Source organism: Hamadaea flava, from assembly GCF_024172085.1.
In the GTDB taxonomy this organism is placed as follows: domain Bacteria; phylum Actinomycetota; class Actinomycetes; order Mycobacteriales; family Micromonosporaceae; genus Hamadaea; species Hamadaea flava.
This window is the reverse complement of record NZ_JAMZDZ010000001.1, coordinates 5,590,204-5,610,032: the sequence shown is the minus strand read 5'-3', so window position 1 is coordinate 5,610,032 and position 19,829 is coordinate 5,590,204. Positions and strand designations below refer to the sequence as shown.

The following is a 19,829-nucleotide window of genomic DNA, read 5'->3' as shown; positions in this document are numbered from 1 at the left end:
GATCCGGGTCGAATCATGCTTCAGGATTCGACCGAGATCCCTGATCCAGTGCGGCGGGAGCCGCGCACGAAGCGGCACGGCGACCAGCCTCTTGACGGCGTGGGAGCGGTTCCGGTAGACCTTCTGGACAAGTCCCCGAAACACATCTGACATCAACCCCTCGGCGTAGTCGTCGAAGCGCTTCGACCGTAAACAACGCGTTCTGTTGAAGCGCTTCGACAACCCGCCCACACGACGGAGGGTGACCCCCGATGACCGACTTCCGCGATCCCACGGTCCCGCTGCGGCGCCGCGTCGAAAGCCTGCTCGGGCAGCTCACGCTGGAAGAGAAGCTGGCCCTGCTCCACCAGCACCAGCCCGCGATCGAGCGGCTGGGCGTCGGGCGGTTCACCACCGGCACCGAGGCGCTGCACGGCCTGGCCTGGCTCGGTGAGGCGACGGTCTTCCCCCAGGCGGTCGGCCTCGGCGCGACCTGGGACCCCGAGCTGGTCACCAAGGTGGGCGACGCGACCGGGGACGAGGTACGCGGTCTGCACCACAAGGACCCGACCCGGTGCGGCCTCAACGTGTGGGCGCCGGTCGTCAATCCGCTGCGCGACCCGCGTTGGGGGCGCAACGAGGAGGGCTACAGCGAGGACGCGTTCCTGACAGCGGTGCTGGGTGAGGCGTACGCCTGGGGGTTGCGCGGCGACCATCCCCGGTTCCTGAAGACGGCCCCGACGTTGAAGCACTTCCTCGGCTACAACAACGAGACCGACCGCTGCCTCAGTTCCAGCAACCTGACCCCGCGCGTGCTGCGGGAGTACGAGCTGCCGGCGTACCGGCGCGCGATCGCGTCGGGGGCGGCCGTCGCGGTGATGGCCTCCTACAACCTCGTGAACGGCATCCCGGCGCACGTCACCCCGCACATCAACGACGACCTGCGTACCTGGACCTCCGACGAGGTCTTCGTCGTGTCGGACGCGTACGCGCCGAACAACCTCGCCGACCCGGCGCAGCAGGCGTACTTCCCGGATCATCCGACGAGCCACGGGGCGGCCGTCCGGGCCGGCATCGACAGCTTCACCGACCAGAACGCCGAATCGCACATCACGATCGACCGGCTGCGGGAGGCGATGCGGCGCGGGCTGCTCGACGAGTCCGACGTCGACCAGGCGGTCAAGCGCGCGCTGACCGTCCGGTTCCGCCTCGGCGAGTTCGACGAGCCCGCGGACAACCCGTATGCCCAGATCACCGCCGACGTCATCAACTCCGCCGAGCACCAGGAACTGGCGCTGGAGACCGCCCGGCAGTCGATCGTGCTGCTGAAGTCGGAGTGCAAGCTGCTGCCGCTCGACCCGGCCCGGCACAAGACGGTGGCCGTCATCGGGCCGCTGGCCGACCGCAACCACACCGACTGGTACAGCGGCACGCTCCCCTACGCCGTGACCGTCCGGACCGGGCTGGCCGACGCGTTCCCGACGGTCGTCTTCGCGGAAGGCGTCGACCGCATCGCGCTCAAGAAGGACGGCCGTTACCTGCACGTCGACGAATCCGGGGCGCGCCTCGACGACGTGCCTTGTGCGTACGACATCTTCGACTGGGGCCAGGGAGTCGTGACCTTGCGCTCGACCGCGACCGGGCGGTTCGTGCGGGTCAACACCAGCGCGGAGGCCGACGGCCCGGTGGGCGGGCCGACCGCGGACATCGCGCGTAGCGGCGCGAAGGGCACGCTGGACGCGAGTTCGGACGGCCCGTCGGAGTGGACGGTGCGGGAGATGTTCCGGCTCGACGAGCAGGTCGACGGCACAGTCCTGATCCGTCATCATGCGTCGCCGGGCAACGAGGAACTGGGCGGTCTGCAGGCCGACCTGACCCTCGGCGCGCAGCCGGTGCCATTCGAGGTCGAGCTGCTGGTCGACGGCGCGGCCCAAGCCGCCGCCGCGGCCGCGAGCGCCGACGCCGCGGTCGTCGTGCTGGGCAACCACCCGCTGATCAACGGCCGGGAGACCGAGGACCGCGCGGACCTGGCGCTGCCCCCGGCGCAGGAGAACCTGCTGCGCGAGGTGTACGCGGCCAACGCCTCGACCGCGCTGCTGCTCGTCAGCAGCTACCCGTACGCGGTCGGCTGGGCCGAGGTGCACCTCCCGGCGGTGCTGTGGAGCTCGCATGGCGGGCAGGAGCTGGGCCGGGCCGTCGCCGACGTGCTGACCGGCGCGGCCGACCCGGGCGGCCGGCTGCCGCAGACCTGGTACCGCAGCGCCTGCGAGCTGCCGGACATCTTCGACTACGACATCGTCGCCAACGACGCGACCTACCTCTACTACCGGGGCACCCCGCTGTACCCGTTCGGCCACGGTCTGTCGTACACCACCTTCGAATACACGGGCCTGCGGCTATCCGCCGGGGAGGGCTCGACCGAGCCGCTGCCGGGAGCGCTTGCGCGAGCGGCCGGGAGTGCGTTCGGTGTGCAGTCAGTCGGCGCCGCCGCCGGGGAGACGGTGACCGCCACGTTCACCGTCACCAACACCGGTTCGCGGCCCGGCACCGAGGTCGTCCAGCTCTACTCGCACCAGCAGCGGTCCCGGGTCAAGCAGCCGCTTCGACAGCTCCGGGCGTTCACCAAGTTCACCCTCCACCCTGGAGAGTCGCGCGAGGTCAGCCTGCCGGTCAGCATCGACGACCTGGCCTTCTGGGACGTCACCACCGGCCGCCTCGTTGTCGAGGCCGCCCGGCACAAGCTCATGGTGGGCCGCTCCAGCTCCGACATCCGGCTCACCGCGACGCTCGCCGTCCGGGGCACGGTCATCGGCACGCGCCGCGCCGTGGACCAGCCGGTTCGGGCCGCCGACAACGACGAGTACAGCGGCATCGCGCTCGCGGCCGACGGGGTCAAGTCCGTTGAGGACGGCGCCTGGCTGTGCTTCCAGGGCGTCGATCTCTCCGGGGTACGCACGACGCAGATCCGCGGTCACGGCGGTGCGGTGTCGGTGCGCGTCGACGATCCGTTCTCCGGGCCGGAGTTGGCGAAGGTGGTTCCCGGGCAGCGGGTGCCGAGCGCTAGCGTGGACGGCGTGCACGACCTCTATCTCGTCTACGGCTCGGTCGGCACGACCGTCGAGGAACTGGTGTTCGCCCGATGACCACCACCTCCTCCGGGCGTACCCGTGGCAACGTCGTGACCATCACCGACGTCGCCAAGCACGCCGGAGTCGCGGCGAGCACGGTGTCCTATGTGCTCAGCGGCAAGCGCACGATCTCGGCCACCACCCGCGCCCGGGTCATGGCCAGCATCCGTACGCTGGGCTTCCATCCCCATGCCGGAGCCCGGTCACTGGCCAGCAACAAGGCCAACGTCATCGCCCTGGCCCTGCCGCTGCGGCCGGGCATGCACCTGCCGATCCTGATGCAGTTCGCGATGTCGGTGCTGACCGGCGCTCGCTCCGTCGAGCACGACGTGCTGCTGCTGACCGCCGACGAAGGCGCGGCGGGCGTACGCCGGATCGCGGGCAGCGCCCTCGTCGACGGGCTGATCCTGATGGACGTCGAGACGCACGATCCCCGGGTGCCGACCCTGCTCGAACTCGACCGCCCCAGCGTGCTCATCGGGTTGCCGGCCTCGGCCGAGGGGCTGACCTGTGTCGACCTCGACTTCTCCGCGGCCGGGGCGGCGTGCGTGCAGCACCTGGCCGCCCTCGGCCATCGGGAGATCGCCCTGCTCGGCGCACCGCAGGTGGTCTACGACCGCGACACCGGCTTCGCCCGGCGTACGCGCGACGGCGTGATGGAGGCGGCCAAGACCGCAGGGGTCACTGCCGTCGCCCGTCCCTGCGAGCCGACGTACGCCGCCGCCCTGGAAGCGCTGCGCTCGGTGCCCCACGCGACCGGCCTGATCGTGCACAACGAGGCGGCCGTCGATCATGTCCTGACCGCGCTGCGGGAACTCGACCGGCGCGTTCCCGACGACGTCTCGGTCGTCGCCATCTGCCCCGACGAGATCGCCGAGCGGGCCACCCCGGCATTGACGTCGGTTCCGATCCCGGCCTCCGAGGTGGGCCGGCGGGCGGTCGAGCTTCTGATGGCCAAGTTGGACGGTGTGGTCGTTCCTAACGTGACACTGCTGGCGCCGAACCTGACCGTACGCTCGTCGACCGGCGCGATTACTCACTGATCTACTGCGTCAGCTTCGTCAGTGGAGTGTGCCAACTTTTAAGTCCATTGTGGACCTGGGGTAACAGGGTCTTCACAACTGGCCGACCAGAGGGTTAAATCTCTAACACAACGGAGTTCCCTATGCCGATATGGGAGCGCTCCCAGAAGTGAATACACCGTGCCTGCCTGCGAACATGCGGCGGGGCGGATGCGCCCACATCCGCCCCGGTGTCCCCCGCACGACGCATGCCGCACGGCTCCACGGACAGGAGACATCGTAATGCCCGAGAACCACATTCTGCGAAGCCCTGACCGGGCATCTCACATCGCGGCCGATTTTTGCCTGTCCGGCCACCACGGATCCGCCCGTTTCACCGAACCCGGCTCCACCCGCTCCACCGGATAAGACGCATTCCGCCCAAGGGGCCGGCGCCGCCCAGCGCCGGCCCCTGCATCATCCCGGCGGTCTGCACGCCACATCCCCCGCGAGGAGTACGCATGAAGCTCACCCCCCGCCGCACCCGGCTCAGGCGCATCCTGGCGCTCGCCGTGTCGGCCGTCCTGGCCGCCGCCGGCATCGTCGCCGGCGCGGCACCCGCCCACGCCGCCGTCTCCTGTCAGGTCGACTACTCGACCAGCGACTGGAACGGTGGCAACAACCAGGGCGGGTTCACCGCCAGCGTGACCCTGCGCAACCTCGGCGACGCCTGGAGTTCCTGGTCGTTGCAGTTCACCTTCCCGAACGGACAGAACAACATCCAGGGCTGGTCGGCCAACTGGTCGCAGTCCGGTTCGGTGGTCACCGCGACGAACCTGTCGTGGAACGGCGCCATCGCCACCAACGGCACCACCTCGATCGGGTTCAACGCCAACTGGTACGGCACGAACGGCAAGCCGACCGACTTCAAGATCAACGGCGTGGCCTGCACCGGGGCGAACACCCCGCCGACGGTGAGCATCACCAGCCCGGCCAACAACACGCACTTCACCGCCCCGGCGGCGTTCACGATCGCGGCCTCGGCGAGCGACACCTCGCCCGGCACGGTCGCCAACGTCGAGTTCTACCGGGACGGCAGCCTGCTCGGCTCGGACGCCACCGCGCCGTACTCGTGGTCGGTGACGGCGCTACCCGTCGGCACCTACACCTTCCAAGCGAAGGCGTACGACAACCAGGGCGGAACGGCCACGGCCCAGATCACGGTGATCGTGGACGCCGCCACCGGCCCCTCGATCGTGGCGAGCGCGGCCTCAGCCACCGTGACCGAGGGCTCCTCGACGACGGTCGGCCTGAAGCTGTCGGCAGCGCCGACGTCCAGCGTCACGGTCGCCGTGGCCCGGAGCGCCGGCGACACCGACGTCACGGTCACCCCCGCGACCCTGACGTTCACCACGTCGAACTGGTCGACGAACCAGAACATCACCATCGCGGCGGCCGAGGACGCGGACAACGCCAACGGCACCGCGACGATCTCCGCCACCGCCACCGGGTACACCGCGGCGACCGTCGCCGTGACCGAGTCGGACAACGACCAGCCGGTCTACGTCCAGCGGTTCCTGGAGCAGTACAACAAGATCAAGAACTCCGCGAACGGCTACTTCTCGCCCGAGGGTGTGCCTTACCACTCGATCGAGACGCTGATCGTCGAGGCGCCGGACTACGGCCACGAGACCACGTCCGAGGCGTTCAGCTTCTGGCTCTGGCTCGAGGCGCAGTACGGCCGGGTGTCGCAGAACTGGACCCCGTTCAACCAGGCCTGGGCGACGATGGAGAAGTACATCATCCCGTCCCACGCCGACCAGCCCACCTCCGGCGCTTCCGGCACCCCGCAGTACGCCGCGGAGCACGACTACCCGGACCAGTACCCATCGACGCTGGAGCCCAGCGTCCCGGTCGGCACCGACCCGCTCAAGTCCGAGCTGACCAGCACCTACGGCACGTCTGACATCTACGGCATGCACTGGCTGCTGGACGTCGACAACAAGTACGGCTACGGGCGCTGCGGCGACAAGACCACGCGGGTGGCGTACATCAACACCTTCCAGCGTGGACCGCAGGAGTCGGTCTGGGAGACGGTTCCGCAGCCCAGCTGCGAGAACTTCACGGCGGGTGGCACCTATGGCTACCTCGACCTGTTCATCAAGGAGAACGGCGGCACCCCGGCCAAGCAGTGGAAGTACACCAACGCGCCGGACGCGGACGCCCGCGCCGTCGAGGCGGCGTACTGGGCTCTGCAGTGGTCGACCGCCCAGGGCAAGCAGGCGGACGTCGCCACGACGGTGGCCAAGGCCGCCAAGATGGGCGACTACCTCCGGTACGCCCTGTTCGACAAGTACTTCAAGAAGATCGGGAACTGCGTCGGCGCCTCGACCTGTGCCGCGGGCACCGGCCGGGACTCCGAGCACTACCTGCTCTCCTGGTACTACGCCTGGGGCGGCGGCATGAGCGACCAGTGGTCGTGGCGCATCGGCTCCAGCTTCAACCACTTCGGCTACCAGAACCCCCTGGCCGCGTACGCGCTGGCGAACGTCACGGGCCTCAAGCCCACCTCGCCGACCGCGAACGCGGACTGGACCACCAGCCTCACCCGGCAGCTGGAGTTCTACCAGTGGCTCCAGTCGTCGGAGGGCGCGATCGCCGGTGGCGCCACGAACAGCTGGGGCGGCAACTACGGCACCCCGCCGAGCGGCACCCCGACGTTCTACGGCATGTTCTACGACCAGCAGCCCGTCTACCACGACCCGCCGTCGAACCAGTGGTTCGGCATGCAGGCCTGGTCGCTCGAGCGGCTGGCGGAGTACTACTACGTGACGAACAACGCGACCGCGAAGTCCATCCTGGACAAGTGGACGACGTGGGCGATCGCGAACACGACGGTCAGCGGATCGAGCTTCCTGATCCCGTCCGACATGTCGTGGACGGGCGCGCCCAACACGTGGAACCCGACGTCGCCGGCGGCGAACACCAACCTCCACGTCACGATCACCTCGCGTGGCTCGGACGCGGGTGTGGCCGCCGCTTACGCCCGTCTGCTGATGTACTACGCAGCCAAGTCGGGCAACGCCTCGGCGAAGACCACCGCCAAGGCGCTGATCGACGCGCTGTACGCCAACAGCGACAGCAAGGGCGTGGGCGTACCGGAGACCCGGTCGGACTACAACCGGTTCGACGACGTCTACAACGCGTCCACCCACCAGGGCCTCTACATCCCGTCCGGCTGGACCGGGACGATGGCCAACGGTGACCCGATCGCGTCGGGCAAGTCGTTCCTGGACATCCGCTCCTGGTACAAGAACGACCCGAACTGGTCGTCGGTGCAGTCCTACCTGAACGGCGGGTCCGCGCCGACCTTCACCTACCACCGATTCTGGGCACAGAGCGACATCGCCATGGCATACGCCGACTACGCCGCGCTGTTCCCGAACGGCTGACCTTATCCCCCGGCCCCGTGTCGCTGCGCTCGAAGCGACGCGGGGCCACCCCATTTCCGCGGTGGGCTAGAAGAAATCCTCACCGGCCGCGGCCAGCTGCTTCGCTCGCTGCTCCAGCGCCGCGGTCAGGTGCGCCTGGGCATCAGGACCCACTGGTACGCGCAACGGCGGATTCGGCTCGCGGACGACGCGTACCACCGTCTCGGCGAACAGAGTCGGATCGTTCAGGCCCGGCAGCTGCTCGAAGTGTTCGAAGGCGGTACGCATCTCGCCGTAGACGGGAACGTAGGCCGCGACCGGCAGCGAAGGCTGGATCATGGCCCGGCCGTATCCGGTGGCGAACGCGCCCAGCTGCAGGATCGTCACGCGTACGCCCAGGTGAGTGGCTTCCTGGGCGAGCGACTCGGCCAGGCCCTCCAAGGCGAACTTGCTCGCCGTGTACGCCGACAGCCCCGGATAGGGCGTGAACCCGGCGGTCGAGGAGACGAACAGGGCGTGCCCGCCGCCCTGGGCCCGCCACTGGGGCAGGGCCAGGCGCAGCAGCCGCCACGGCCCGAACAGGTTGGTCTCGAACTGGGCCAGCACCTGCTCGGCCGAGACTTCCTCGACCGCGCCGAACTGGCCGTACCCGGCATTGTTGACCAGGACGTCCAGTCCGCCGAAGCGGTCGACCGCCAGGTCGATCGCGGCGCGGCACTGCTCCTCGTCGCGGACGTCCAAGGGCGCGACGACGGCGTTGGGCCGGCCCTCGAACCGCGCGACGGTCTCGGTTCGCCTGGCGGTGACGAGCACCTGCTCGCCCTCGTCGACGAGCCGCTCGGCCAACGCCCGGCCCACCCCGCTCGAACATCCTGTGACCAGCCAGCGATGTGGCATGGCCACCCCCTCCCTGTACGGCGTCGAAGCGTCACACTCTGTGACAGGCCCAGCGAGCATCGCGGATGAATTCGATTCATCGCAATGTAAGAATGCTGATGGAGACCCAGTAGGGTGAAAGACGTGATCATGCCGAAGGTCGTCGCCACCGATCTCGACGGAACGCTCCTGCGGAGCGACGTCACGCTCTCTCCGCGTACCAAAGCGGCGCTGAGAGCAGTCCGAGCGGCCGGAACGCGCGTGGTGGCCGCGACCGCCCGCCCGGCCCGCGTGATCGACGAGCTGTTCGGCGGCGAGCCGCTGATCGACCTGGCGATCTGCGGCAACGGCTCGAACCTCTACCGGGTGGGTGAGGAGCCGGAGATCCTGCACCCGCTCCCGCTGGACATCGCGCGGAAGGTGATCGAGGAGATCACGACGATCGTCCCGGGCTCCGGCTTCGCCGTGGAAACCGGGGAGCGCGTGTTGTTCGAGCCGGGCTACCAGTACAAGCCGGCGCTCGACTATCGGCGCGAAACCGTCGAAAGCGTCGCCGACCTGCTGACCGAGCCGTTCGTGAAGCTGATGGTGTGGCTACCCGACTCGGACCCCGACCGCGCGTGGGAGCGGCTGCGCCCGGCGATCGGCGAGCTGATCGAATGCACCTGGTCGGCCGAGCGTGCGCCGCTGGAGATCGGAGCGGCAGGCGTCTCGAAGGCCGCCACGCTAGCGGTCCTCTGCGAGACCTGGGGCGTCACCGCCGACGAGGTGGTCGCGTTCGGCGACGCGCCGAACGACCTGCCGATGCTGGCCTGGGCCGGGACCGCGTACGCGGTCGCCAACGCCCATCCGGCGGTGCTCGCCGCGACGTCACTGCGCGCCCCGGCCAACGACGACGACGGCGTGGCCGTCATCCTCGAATCCCTCCTGGCGGACGCCCCACCGGCGTAGAGCCCTTCGCGCTGGATCAGGGTTCTGCGGTCGAATCTTGGGTCAAGATCCGACCGGGAACCATGATCCGCCGCGCGGCCTCAGCGGAGGCCGCGCTCGATGAGGTGCGTCGGCAGCACCTCCGTACGCGGCCACGTCTTGTCCCCGGCGATCCGGGCGAACAGCAGTTCCGCCGCCCGCCGGGCCAGCTCCCGAGTGTCGTACGCGATCACGGTGAAGCGGCGCGGCATCAGGTAGGACAGTTCGAAGTCGTCGAAGCCGAGCAGTTCGGCGTCGCTGCCGCGGCGTACGAGTTCTTGCAGCGCGCCGACCGTGATCCGGTTGTTGAGGCACACGTACGCATCCACATCAGACAGTTCGGCCACGACCGCCGCCGCACTGTCCGGGTCCTTGACGCCTTCGCGAACCAGCGCCGGATCGTAGGGCAGACCGGCAGCGGCCAGCGCCTCCTGCGCCCCGGCCAGGCGTTCCCGCATGGTGTAGACGCCGACCGAGTCCAGCAGCACGGCGATTCGCCGGTGGCCGCCGGCGAGGAGCCGCTCCACCCCGGCCCGGGTGCCGCCCCGGTTGTCCAGCAGGACGGTGTCGGCGACCAGACCGCCCCCGGGCCGGTCGAGGAACACCACCGGGAGACCCCGTTCGGCCTCCGACCGCAGGAAGCCGTGGTCGTATCCGGCCGGCACGACGATCAGCCCGTCGACCCGGCGCGCGCAGAGATCGCGGAGCAGCAGCTCTTCGCGTACGGGGTCTTCCTCGGAGCTGGCCGTGAACAGAAGGGTGTCGTGCGCACGGGCGGTCTCGGCGACGACGCCCGCGATGGTGGCGTAGAACGGATTGGCGATCTCCTCGATGAGCAGGCCGACGGTCGCGGTCTGCTGCCCGGAACGCAACGCGCTCGCCAAGTGGTTACGCCGGAAGCCCAGCTCGGCGATCGCCTCCTGGACCCGCGCGGCCAGCTCCGGCTGCACCTGCGGGGACCCGTTCACCACCCGGGAGACGGTCTTCAGGCTGACCCCGGCGCGTTTGGCCACGTCCACCATCGTGGGCCGCCCGTCGCGCTGCTTCTCCCGCTGACTCCCCGCCACGGTGAGGAGGTTACGTCACGACAACGGTGCGCGGGGCTGACAACGTTGTCATACGTCGCTCGGGCTATCCTGCCCGCCATGGACCGTGCTGCTCTTGCCCTCGCCGTCGACATCGGCGGCACCAAAATGGCGGCCTCGCTCGTGAGCGCGGACGGGACGGTGCTCGGTGCGCGGAGCGTACCGACCCTGCCGGGAGACGCCGAAACGGTGTTCGCGCCGCTCGCCGGGCTCATCCGCGAGACGCTGGCCGAGGCGTCGGGGCGGCCGGTCGTCGGCATCGGCATCGGCACCGCCGGCCCGCTCGACCTCGTCGAGGCCACCGTGAGCCCGGTCAACATCCTCGGCTGGCGGGACTTCCCGCTCGCCCCGCGCATCGCCGAACTGGCCCCCGGCATCCCCGTACGCATGGCCGGCGACGGGATGTGCGCCGCCGTCGGGGAGCACTGGCGCGGTGCCGCCCGATCGGTGGACGACGTGATCGTCCTGGTCGTGTCGACCGGCGTCGGCGGCGGGCTGATCCAGCACGGCCGGCTGATCAGCGGGCGTACGGGCAACGCCGGGCACATCGGCCACACCGTGGTCGACCTCGACGGCGACCCGTGCCCCTGTGGCGGCCGCGGCTGCGTGGAGGGCATCGCCAGCGGGCCGAGCATGGTCGCCTGGGCGCGCCGCCAGGGCTGGGCCGGGGAGTCCGCTGTGGACCTCGCGGCCGCCGCCCGGGACGGCGACAAGGTCGCGACGCAGGCGTTCGAGCGCGCCGGACGCGCCGTCGCGGCGGGGATCGTCTCCGCTGCCGCCATCGCCGACCTGTCGCTGGCCGTCGTCGGCGGCGGCGTGTCCCGGGCCGCCGACGTGCTGCTCCCGCCGCTGCGCCAGGCCATCGCCGAACACGCCAAACTCGGTTTCCTGCGGGATCTCGCGGTCGCCCCGGCGGAATTGGGGAACGCGGCCGGCCTCGTGGGCGCGGCCGCGCTCGCCTTCGATCCGGAGCGCTACCCCTCCACCCTCCGCCTCGCTTAGCCCCGCTCCCTCGCCGTCGATCATGGAGTGTCCCGTCCCGACACACCGTCGAGACCACGGTTGACTCCATGATCAACGGGAGGTGGGGTGGGGGTTAGTAGACCTCGATTTCGTAGATGCGGGCTGCGGTGTTGGTGTCTTGGGCCGGGGTCTGGACGGTGATCCGGACGTACCTCGCCGACACCGGCGTGATCGGATGAGTGCTGACGTTGGCGGTGTTGCCGGTGACCGTCGCCCGCGTGGTCCAGGTCGTCCCGTCGGTCGACGTCTGGATCGTGAAGTCACGCGTGTTCCACGTCGCCGACTCCCCGCCCGCGCCCGCGTGCCGCAGCGTCAACGACAAGACGGTCTGGGCCGAACCCAGGTCCACCTGCCACCACTTGCTGCTGCCCAGCGAGCACCACTTGTCACTGTTCCCGCCGGTCCACGAGCCGTTGACGGCCTTCTCCGGCCCCTCTGTCGTGGCACACGACGAATCGGCGGTCGCGGCCTTGCCGAGGGCTAGGTTGACCGGTCCGCCACTTCCGGCGTACACCTCGAATTCAGCGATGCGCGCAGCCGCATTGCCGTTGTTCGTGGGTGTGGTGATGTCGAGCCGCACGTATCGCGCGGAAACGGTGCCGATCGGGTGGTAGGTGCGGCTGGAGCGGTTACCCGAGACCGCGACCCGCTGGGTCCAAGTGCTGTTGTCGGTGCTGGTCGAGATGGTGAACGCGCCGGTGTTCCAGCCGGTGTTCTCGCCGCCGAGACCCGCGTGCTTGACCACGAACGCGCCGACGTTCTGCGCGGACCCCAGGTCGACCTGGAGCGTCTTCGTACCACTCACGCTGGAGCACCACTTGCTCGCCGCCGAGAGCTGCCCGTCGAACGCCTTGTCCGCGGTCTCGGTGGAGTTGCAGCTCGTCGAACCGCTCGCGACCTTGCCCTGGGCCAGGTTCGTGCCCAGGCTCGGCGCCGCGGCGGGCGGGGCCCAGCCGTCGTTGAAGCTCGGCGGCACGTCACCCGCACCGGTGCCCCAGCTACTCGCACTGCTTCCCATCGTGTACGCGAGCGTGGCGCCGCTCGCGAGGTCCGGGTAACGCAGGTAGTTCCGGGTCTGGGCGGTGCCGTTGCGACTGAAGCTCTGCACGTACGGCGAGCCCTGACCCGCTCCCGTGGCGTTGATCTGGATGTCGCCGACCGGCCGGTCGATGAGGATCGACGGGAACAGCGGCCCGTGCAACGCCAGCGTGTCCGCACCCGGCGTCGCCGGGTACATGCCGAGCGCGCCCCACACGTACCAGGCCGAGGTGGCCCCGAGGTCCTCGTTGCCGGGCAGCCCACCCGCGCCGGTGGTGTACGACTCGTTCATCACACGGCGGACAACCGACGAGGCGCCGGCCGGCCACTGCGCCCAGTTGTACGCCCACGGCACACCATGCTCAGGCTCGTTGCCGATGTAGAAGTACGGCTGGGTCAGCCCGCCGTTGAGCTGGGTGAAGTGGTGGTCGAGCCGCTGCCGCGCGGTCTGCGGCCCGCCCATGAGGTTGATCAGGCTGCCGAAGTTGTAGGTGACCATCCAGGTGTACTGCGAGGCGTTGCCCTCGGTGTAGTTGCTGCTGCTGGCTGGGTCGAGCGGCCAGGTCCAGGTGCCGTCGGGATCGCGCCGCTGGACGTAGCCGGACTCGGTGGAGAACACGTTGGCCCACCACTGCGCCCGTGCGATGTAGGTGTTGTAGAGGCTGGTGTTGCCCTGCCGCTGGGCGAACTGCGCCACGGCGAAATCCGACGCGGAGTACTCCAGGGAGTCGGAGGAGTCCTCGTCGATGAAGTGCTGGCTGGCGTACTCGGACTGGCGTCCGCGAATGGCGCCGCCCTGGATGGTTCCACCGTTCGAGCTGCTGTTCATCAGAGTCAGCGCGGCCGCGGTGTCGAAGTTCGTCACGCCGAACGCGTTCAGGCTGGAGACGATCACCGGCCCCGGGTCGCCGGTCATGACGAAGTGCTCGTTGCTGTTGTGCGACCACTTCGGAATGAGCCCGCCCTGCTGGCCGTCGATCACCATCGAGTTCGCGATGTCGGCCGCCTCGTCCGGCGCTATCAGCGCCACCAACGCGGCCCACGACCGGTAGATGTCCCAGCCCGAGTAGTTCTGGTAGATCGTGCGGCTGGAGGTGTGCACCGCCTGGTCGAACCCGCGGTACTGCCCGTTGACGTCGCTGGCGATGTTCGGGTTGATCAGCACGTGGTAGAGGGCGGTGTAGAACTTCTGCAGATCGGTCGCGCTGCCACCGGTCGCCTGCACCCGGTTCAGGATCGTGTTCCACTCGGTGTCGGCGTTGGCGCGTACGGTGTCGAAGGCGAAGCCGCTCTGCTCCGCGGTCAAGTTGGCCTGCGCGTTGGCGACGCTGACGAAGGAGATGCCGATCTTGAAGTTCACGGCGGCGTTCGTACTCGTGTCGAAGGTGACGTAGCCGCCCGAGTTGGTGCCGCTCGTGCTGGTGGAGCCCGCGCTCACCGTCCCGCCCAGCCACGTGCCCACCGCCGTGGGCGTACGGTCGAACTGACCGTAGTAGTAGATCTGGTAGGTCTTCGACGAGCCGCAGAAGCCGCCGCCGGTGACCGAACCGCTCACGGTCGCGCCGCTGATCGAGATCGACCCGCTGCGGCTGCCGGTCGCGCTCTTGCTCGTGTTCAGCAGTACGCGCGCCGACGTCGTGGCCGGATAGGTGAGCCGCATGAGCGCCGTACGCTTCGTCGCGGACAGCTCGACCTGCGTGTTCCCGTAGGTGGACAGCACCGACTTGTAGTAGCCGGCCTGCGCGACCTCACTACCCTTGACCTGAGTCGCCTGGTACGCCGTCCAGTTGGTCCCCGGCGACGAGCCGATCGCGCCGGTGATCGGGAGAATCCCGATGTCCTCGTTGTTCGAGCAGCCCGCCCCGTTGAAATGGGTCAGGGCGTACTCCTGGATCTGGGTGTCGGAGAACCGGTAGCCGGAGGGGGACGCGGTAGGCGTGTCCGGGCTGAACTGCACCATCCCGAACGGGGCCACCGGGCCGGGGACCGTGCTGCCACCGGCGCCGCCGGGGACGGGGTTGGGCGAGTTGCTGTCGTCGGTCCCGATGAACGGGTTGACGTACTGCGTGAGGTTGAGGACGGCCGCGTGCGCCGACGTCGGCGCGTACGCGACACCGGCCGCGATGACGAGGAAAGCTGTGAACGCACGCCCGAGCCGTGGGAGAGGTCCGCGGGACATGATCCACTCCTTTCAGACAACGTTGTCATGGAATGGAGATAGAAAAGTCCCTACGAAGACATATGTCAATAGCCCGAACCGTGCCGGACACCTTGTTTGCAGCTCAGGCGGTTCTCTTCAACGACTCAGGTAGTTCTGCGCTCGGCGGGTCTGCGCTCGGCGGGTCTGCGCTCAGGCGGGTCTGCGCTCAGGCGGGTCTGCGCTCAGGCGGGTCTGCGCTCGGCGGGTCTGCGCTCGGCGGGTCTGCGCTCAGGCGGGGGCGCGTCGGCTTAGGTGGTGCGGAGGCGGGCGGCCGGGCCGAAGAGAACCAGGCTCGCCGCGGTGAGCGACCGCGACTCGAAGGCCTCGATGGCGGCGGTCGCCCGGCGGAAGGCGTCCTCCAGCGGCCAGCCGTAGATGCCCGACGAGATCAGCGGGAACGCGATGCTTTGAGCGCCCAGTCCGTCCGCCACCGTCAGGGAGTTCGTGTAGCAGGCGGTCAACAGGGCAGACCTATCCTCCGTAGAGCTGTAGACCGGCCCGACCGTGTGGACGACCCAGCGGGCGGGCAACCTCCCGGCGATGGTCGCGACCGCCTGCCCGGTCGGCAGCCCGCGGCCGTACTTCGAGGCGCGCAGGGCCCGGCATTCGGCGAGGATCTCCGGCCCGCCCTTGCGATGGATCGCCCCATCCACTCCTCCCCCACCGAGGAGGGAGGAGTTCGCGGCGTTCACGATCACGTCGACATGCTGCTCGGTGATGTCACCTTCGACCAGGTCGTACCGCATACGTCCACTCTCCCACCCCGACCGCCCTCACCCCCTGGGCCACCCTCGCCCGCGCACTCCCGCCGCAGGACGATCAGTACGCCCGGGAGTCGATCATGGTGCTGCGGACGCGACACACCGGTTGATCACGACCGTTAGTTCATGATCGGCGGGAAACAACGGGGTGGAGTTCTAGGACTAGGGACTCGGCGGGGTTCAGGCGGGGAGCCCGCAGGCCGACCGTCGAGAGCATCGCTCCGGAGGCGGTGACGCCGTCGCGCCAGGCCGGGTTACGGGCGGATCCGCCCAGTTCCACGCTGACTTCGGGTAGTACCCGGACCTCGTACGTCCGCGCGGGGTCGAGGCCCGGCAGCCGCAGCGCCGGAGGCGCGAGGTCGAGCGGCGCGGTGAGCTGGGCGTAGCAATAGACCGCGTGCGCGCCGTCGGCCGCGACGACGCCGTGCAGCCAGGCGGCCGGATCGGGATGGTCGGCCCGGACGACGTCGCCGGTGTGCAGCAGCGGCCGCAGTCGCTTGTAGAGCGTGATCCACGCGGTCAGCTGCGCCAGCTCGGCCTCGCTGAGCGAGGTCAGGTCCCACTCCAGGCCGGCGTGGCCGAAGAGGGCGGTGGCCGCCCGGAACGGCAGGTCGGCGTACCGGCCGGTGGTGTGCGCGTGCGGCGGGCCGATGTGCGCCCCCATCAGCTCCGGCGGCAGCAGAAGACCGGTCCAGCGCTGGATCGCCTGGCGCTCCAGGGCGTCGTTGGTGTCGGAGGTCCAGACCCGGTCGGTGTGCTCCAGGATCCCGAAGTCGATCCGCGCGCCCCCGCCCGAGCAGGACTCGATCTCCAGCTTCGGGTGGCGTCGGCGTACCTCGGCGAGCAGGCTGTAGACGGCCAGCGTCTGAGCGCGTACGCCCGCTCGCCCGGCGTGCACGGCCTCGACGAGGTCCCGGTTGTGATCCCACTTGATGTAGTCGATGCCGTACTCGGTCACCAGCGACGAGATGCGGTCGAGCAGGTACGCGTACGCGTCGGGGTGGGCGACGTCGAGGACGACCTGGTTCCGGGCGAGCACCGGCCAGCGACCCGGGGTGGCGAGGACCCAGTCGGGGTGCTCCTCGGCCAGCCGGGACCGCGGGTTCACCATCTCCGGCTCGAACCACAGCCCGACTTGCAGCCCCAGCCCGCGTACGTGGTCGACGAGAGGGTGCAGACCGTTCGGCCAGACCTCGGGGTCGACATACCAGTCGCCCAGGCCGGCTTTGTCGTCCCGGCGGCCGAGGAACCAGCCGTCGTCCAGGACGAAACGTTCCACCCCGATCCGGGCCGCGACGTCGGCCAACGCCGTCAGCCGGTCGAGCCGGTGGTCGAAGTAGACGGCCTCCCAGGTGTTCAACACGACCGGACGAGCACTGTGCGGATGGCTCGGCCGGGCGCGCAGTTCCCGATGGAGAGCACTGCTCAACCCGTCGAGTCCGGCCGCCGAATAGACGAAGTACGCCCAAGGACTCGCGTACACCTCTCCCGGCGCGAGACGTGCCTCCCCGGGCAGGAGCAGTTCACCGCCGCCGAGCAGGCTCACGCCTTCGGCGAACCGTTCGGCGGCGTGGACGTGGTCGCCGCTCCATCCGATGTGGACGCCCCAGACTTCGCCGCTCCGGAAGCCGAAGCCCGGTGTGCCCGCGATGAGCAGGCCCGTCGCGTCGTGCCCGGTATGCCCCCGGCGGTTCTCACGTACGTGGGAGCCGTGCTGGAACTCCGACCGCTGCGGCTGCTTCTCCCGTGGCCAGCGGCCGCTGAAGTCGAGCAGCTCCCGGGCCTGCCCCGGCACCGGAAGCAGTGCTTCGAGCCGGTCGAGTGTCCAGACGCCGTCGCCCGAATTCGTCACCGTATGCCGGACTCGCACAACGCCTTGCGGGCTCAGCAACAGCTCGCTGACGACTTGGATCCCGGCTGCCGCGTCGGCGGACTCGACCACGATCCGGCCGCCACCGGCCGGGTCGACCTCGACCTGAGGGTCACCGGTCAGCGTCAACCGCTGGAACGGCCACGTGCCGTCGCGGTGCCCGGCCAGCCCCGGCCGCCCCAGCCAGCCGTCGGCCTGCGCGGGCAGCAACGTGATCGGCATCGGCTCGTCGACCTGCAACGCGAACGGCTGCGTCGCGAGCGCGAAACCCTCCAGCGATCCCGGGTCGGCCCCCCAATGCAGCACGCGCGGCAGCTTCGGGCCGGACACGTCCAGCACCAGCGCCGAGTCGTTCGCCCGCAGGCACACCAAGGTCATGACGGCGAGGATATCCGGGCCCTGCTCTCGGCGTACAAGTCAGGAACAGGCGGGACGCTCGACGAGTCGCGCGCCCGCCGGCGTGAGTAGATGGCACCGCTCGCGGCCGGCGTTCTGGGTGACCACGAGCCCGACCGCCCGCAGCACGGCGACGTGCTGGCTGACCGCGGCCAGCGACAGATCCGCGCGGCGCGCGAGCTGCGTGGTCGTCGCACCACCCGCGAGCATCAGGATTTTGACCAACTTCGCCCGGGTACGCCCCATGAGCGCGCCGAGCTGCTCATCCGCCTGATCCTCCAGCTCACAGCTCACCGGTTGGACCAGGACGGCCTGTCCTTTGCGGCGCACGAGCATCGGATGGTGCCCGACGAAGACCGACGGCTGCACCAGCAACCCGCCCTCGCCGGCCACCACTTCGTCGGGCCCGGTGACCCGCAACGACGGCGGTGCCCAGCGAACCTCCGGATGCAGCGTGCTGAGCAGGCCGTCCAAGCCGCCGTCGAGCACCGTGCGGCCGAGCCGAACCCGCTCCGCCGCGACGAACTTCTCGATGCGATCCCAATACGGCTCGATCGCGGTGCGCTCATACCCCGCGCGGTCGGTCAACTCCCGATACCGGAACCGCTGCGCCATCTCGCCATGCCAGTCGACGAAGCACGGCAACGACGGGCGGCGCAACATCCTCAGGCTGAGCTGGTACTCCAGCTCGGGATCGGCCCCTTGCGCGACGGTGACGCGGCCGAGATCCGCCGCAGACAGACGCAGCTCCATGCCAGGGGAACGCCCCAGACCCCCCGATCCGTTGCCCCCTGCCCCTCGCCCACCCGCCGCCCGCCGCGCGGCGGTGGCAGGGTGGGAGGGGCGGCGGGGTCAGCGGAGCGTTACCGGCAACCGAGTGACCCCGTGCATGAGGATCCCCGGCCGCCAGTCGAGCTCGTCGAGCGGAACCGCCGAACGCAATTCGGGATAGCGTCGGAGCAGCGCGGACACCGCGATCTGGCTTTCGAGCCGGGCGAGCGGGGCGCCGAGGCAGTAGTGGATGCCGTGGCCGAAGGCGACGTGGCCGCCGGCGTCGGTCCGGGTGGGGTCGAATTCGTCGGCGGCGATGAACGCGTCACCGTCGCGGTTCGCCGACAGCAGCGAGATGATGACGATCTCGTCGGCGGGGATCGTGATGTCGCCGTAGGTGACGGGTTCGGTGGTCAGCCGGAGTGTCGAGGACTTCACCGGGCTTTCGTATCGCAGGATCTCTTCGATCGCGTCCGGCACCAGCGTGGGGTCCGCTCGCAGGTCCGCGGCCATTGACGGGCGCTGGAGCAGCACGTAGACCGCGTTGCCGATCAGGTTGACGGTGGTCTCGTGCCCGGCCAGCAGGAGCAGGAACACCACCGAGCTCAGCTCGTCGGCGGTCAGTCCCGCACCCGCGTCGCTGGCCTGGATCAGGCTGCTGAGCAGCGCGTCGTCGGGTTCGGCGCGCTTGCGGCCGATGAGGTCCGCCACGTAGTCCGCCGTGGCCGCGACCGCCTGATACATCTGTTCCGGCGGCGCCGCCGGTCCGGCCACCATGGTGTTCGACCAGCCGCGGAACGCCTCCCGGTCGATCTCCGGTACGCCGATCAGCTCGCAGATGACGGTGAACGGCAACGGGAAAGCGAAGTCGTCGATGAGGTCCACGGTGTCGCGGCCGTCGAGCCCGGCGAGCAGGTCGTCGGTGAGCTGTTCGATCCGCGGTCGCAGCGCTTCCACGCGGCGGGCGGTGAAGGACGCTGAGACCAGGCGGCGCAGCCGGGTGTGCTCGGGCGGGTCGAAGTTGAGCATGTGCTCGCTCATCGCCTTGCGTACGTCGACTGGGAACGGGGAGCCGCCGTTGGTGCGCTGGGACAATGCCTGCTTGGACAGTCGTGGGTCGTTCAGCGCGCGCTTCACGTCGGCGTACCGCGTGATCAGCCAGCCGACTGCGGTGGGTCCGATGGGAATCTGGTGGGCTGGACTGGATTGCCGCAGGTGGGCGAGGGTTTCGTGAGGGTTGGCGGCCGTCGATGTCATAGTCCCGAGTGTGTCACGGCACACAATATGTGTCGGCTGTGCCT

The 19,829-nt window shown here is 69.5% G+C and carries 12 protein-coding genes; 5 read left to right on the top strand and 7 right to left on the bottom strand.

Going from position 1 to position 19,829, the window contains the following annotated elements; genetic code table 11:
* Nucleotides 1–251 precede the first annotated feature (251 nt).
* From HDA40_RS26385 to HDA40_RS26375, 3 genes are all read left to right on the top strand, one after another.
* The gene (locus HDA40_RS26385) at nucleotides 252–3,122 is read left to right on the top strand and encodes a glycoside hydrolase family 3 protein (RefSeq protein ID WP_253760320.1); all 2,871 of its coding nucleotides are present in this window, start codon (nucleotides 252–254) and stop codon (nucleotides 3,120–3,122) included.
* On the top strand, nucleotides 3,119–4,150 hold the full coding sequence (locus HDA40_RS26380; protein WP_253760318.1) for a LacI family DNA-binding transcriptional regulator: 1,032 nt from the start codon (nucleotides 3,119–3,121) through the stop codon (nucleotides 4,148–4,150). The genes HDA40_RS26385 and HDA40_RS26380 overlap by 4 nt, the downstream gene beginning before the upstream one ends.
* Nucleotides 4,151–4,629: 479 nt before the next feature.
* A complete protein-coding gene (locus tag HDA40_RS26375) occupies nucleotides 4,630–7,560 on the top strand; it encodes a glycoside hydrolase family 48 protein (protein WP_253760315.1) in 2,931 nt (976 codons plus the stop codon).
* 66 nt (nucleotides 7,561–7,626) lie between these two features.
* Here the strand turns inward: HDA40_RS26375 and HDA40_RS26370 are convergent, their stop codons facing one another.
* The gene (locus HDA40_RS26370; protein WP_253760313.1) at nucleotides 7,627–8,436 is read right to left on the bottom strand and encodes an SDR family oxidoreductase; all 810 of its coding nucleotides are present in this window, start codon (nucleotides 8,434–8,436) and stop codon (nucleotides 7,627–7,629) included.
* Nucleotides 8,437–8,565: 129 nt separating this feature from the next.
* Between HDA40_RS26370 and HDA40_RS26365 the strand changes: the two genes are divergently transcribed.
* Complete coding sequence (locus HDA40_RS26365; RefSeq protein WP_253763825.1) at nucleotides 8,566–9,366, top strand: HAD family hydrolase; 801 nt, start codon at nucleotides 8,566–8,568, stop codon at nucleotides 9,364–9,366.
* Between the two features lie 80 nt (nucleotides 9,367–9,446).
* Here the strand turns inward: HDA40_RS26365 and HDA40_RS26360 are convergent, their stop codons facing one another.
* Nucleotides 9,447–10,406 carry a LacI family DNA-binding transcriptional regulator gene (locus tag HDA40_RS26360; RefSeq protein ID WP_253763824.1) on the bottom strand — a complete coding sequence of 320 codons (960 nt, stop codon included), beginning with the start codon at nucleotides 10,404–10,406 and terminating at the stop codon, nucleotides 9,447–9,449.
* A 123-nt stretch (nucleotides 10,407–10,529) separates the two neighbouring features.
* Here HDA40_RS26360 and HDA40_RS26355 point away from each other — a divergent pair, with 123 nt between their 5' ends.
* On the top strand, nucleotides 10,530–11,471 hold the full coding sequence (locus HDA40_RS26355) for an ROK family protein (protein WP_253760310.1): 942 nt from the start codon (nucleotides 10,530–10,532) through the stop codon (nucleotides 11,469–11,471).
* A gap of 94 nt (nucleotides 11,472–11,565) precedes the next feature.
* On the opposite strand, the gene HDA40_RS26350 is transcribed toward HDA40_RS26355, so the two are convergent.
* From HDA40_RS26350 to HDA40_RS26330, 5 genes are all read right to left on the bottom strand, one after another.
* Nucleotides 11,566–14,709 (bottom strand): GH92 family glycosyl hydrolase, encoded by a 3,144-nt coding sequence (locus tag HDA40_RS26350; RefSeq protein ID WP_253760308.1) that lies wholly within the window; start codon nucleotides 14,707–14,709, stop codon nucleotides 11,566–11,568.
* 269 nt (nucleotides 14,710–14,978) lie between these two features.
* On the bottom strand, nucleotides 14,979–15,476 hold the full coding sequence (locus HDA40_RS26345; RefSeq protein WP_253760306.1) for an O-acetyl-ADP-ribose deacetylase: 498 nt from the start codon (nucleotides 15,474–15,476) through the stop codon (nucleotides 14,979–14,981).
* A 139-nt stretch (nucleotides 15,477–15,615) separates the two neighbouring features.
* The gene (locus HDA40_RS26340) at nucleotides 15,616–17,739 is read right to left on the bottom strand and encodes an alpha-galactosidase (RefSeq protein WP_253760303.1); all 2,124 of its coding nucleotides are present in this window, start codon (nucleotides 17,737–17,739) and stop codon (nucleotides 15,616–15,618) included.
* A gap of 39 nt (nucleotides 17,740–17,778) precedes the next feature.
* Entirely contained in the window at nucleotides 17,779–18,510 is a 732-nt protein-coding gene (locus HDA40_RS26335; protein WP_253760301.1) for an ArsR/SmtB family transcription factor, read from the bottom strand.
* Between the two features lie 99 nt (nucleotides 18,511–18,609).
* The gene (locus HDA40_RS26330; RefSeq protein WP_253760299.1) at nucleotides 18,610–19,785 is read right to left on the bottom strand and encodes a cytochrome P450 family protein; all 1,176 of its coding nucleotides are present in this window, start codon (nucleotides 19,783–19,785) and stop codon (nucleotides 18,610–18,612) included.
* Between the last annotated feature and the right edge of the window lie 44 nt (nucleotides 19,786–19,829).

What these genes read in the sequence shown, in the direction of transcription:
- HDA40_RS26330 (WP_253760299.1), bottom strand. Translation starts at nt 19,785, where the DNA reads ATGACATCGACGGCCGCCAACCCTCACGAAACCCTCGCCCACCTGCGG.
- HDA40_RS26370 (WP_253760313.1), bottom strand. Translation starts at nt 8,436, where the DNA reads ATGCCACATCGCTGGCTGGTCACAGGATGTTCGAGCGGGGTGGGCCGG.
- HDA40_RS26380 (WP_253760318.1), top strand. Translation starts at nt 3,119, where the DNA reads ATGACCACCACCTCCTCCGGGCGTACCCGTGGCAACGTCGTGACCATC.
- HDA40_RS26340 (WP_253760303.1), bottom strand. Translation starts at nt 17,739, where the DNA reads ATGACCTTGGTGTGCCTGCGGGCGAACGACTCGGCGCTGGTGCTGGAC.
- HDA40_RS26345 (WP_253760306.1), bottom strand. Translation starts at nt 15,476, where the DNA reads ATGCGGTACGACCTGGTCGAAGGTGACATCACCGAGCAGCATGTCGAC.
- HDA40_RS26375 (WP_253760315.1), top strand. Translation starts at nt 4,630, where the DNA reads ATGAAGCTCACCCCCCGCCGCACCCGGCTCAGGCGCATCCTGGCGCTC.
- HDA40_RS26385 (WP_253760320.1), top strand. Translation starts at nt 252, where the DNA reads ATGACCGACTTCCGCGATCCCACGGTCCCGCTGCGGCGCCGCGTCGAA.
- HDA40_RS26350 (WP_253760308.1), bottom strand. Translation starts at nt 14,709, where the DNA reads ATGTCCCGCGGACCTCTCCCACGGCTCGGGCGTGCGTTCACAGCTTTC.
- HDA40_RS26365 (WP_253763825.1), top strand. Translation starts at nt 8,566, where the DNA reads ATGCCGAAGGTCGTCGCCACCGATCTCGACGGAACGCTCCTGCGGAGC.
- HDA40_RS26355 (WP_253760310.1), top strand. Translation starts at nt 10,530, where the DNA reads ATGGACCGTGCTGCTCTTGCCCTCGCCGTCGACATCGGCGGCACCAAA.
- HDA40_RS26360 (WP_253763824.1), bottom strand. Translation starts at nt 10,406, where the DNA reads ATGGTGGACGTGGCCAAACGCGCCGGGGTCAGCCTGAAGACCGTCTCC.
- HDA40_RS26335 (WP_253760301.1), bottom strand. Translation starts at nt 18,510, where the DNA reads ATGGAGCTGCGTCTGTCTGCGGCGGATCTCGGCCGCGTCACCGTCGCG.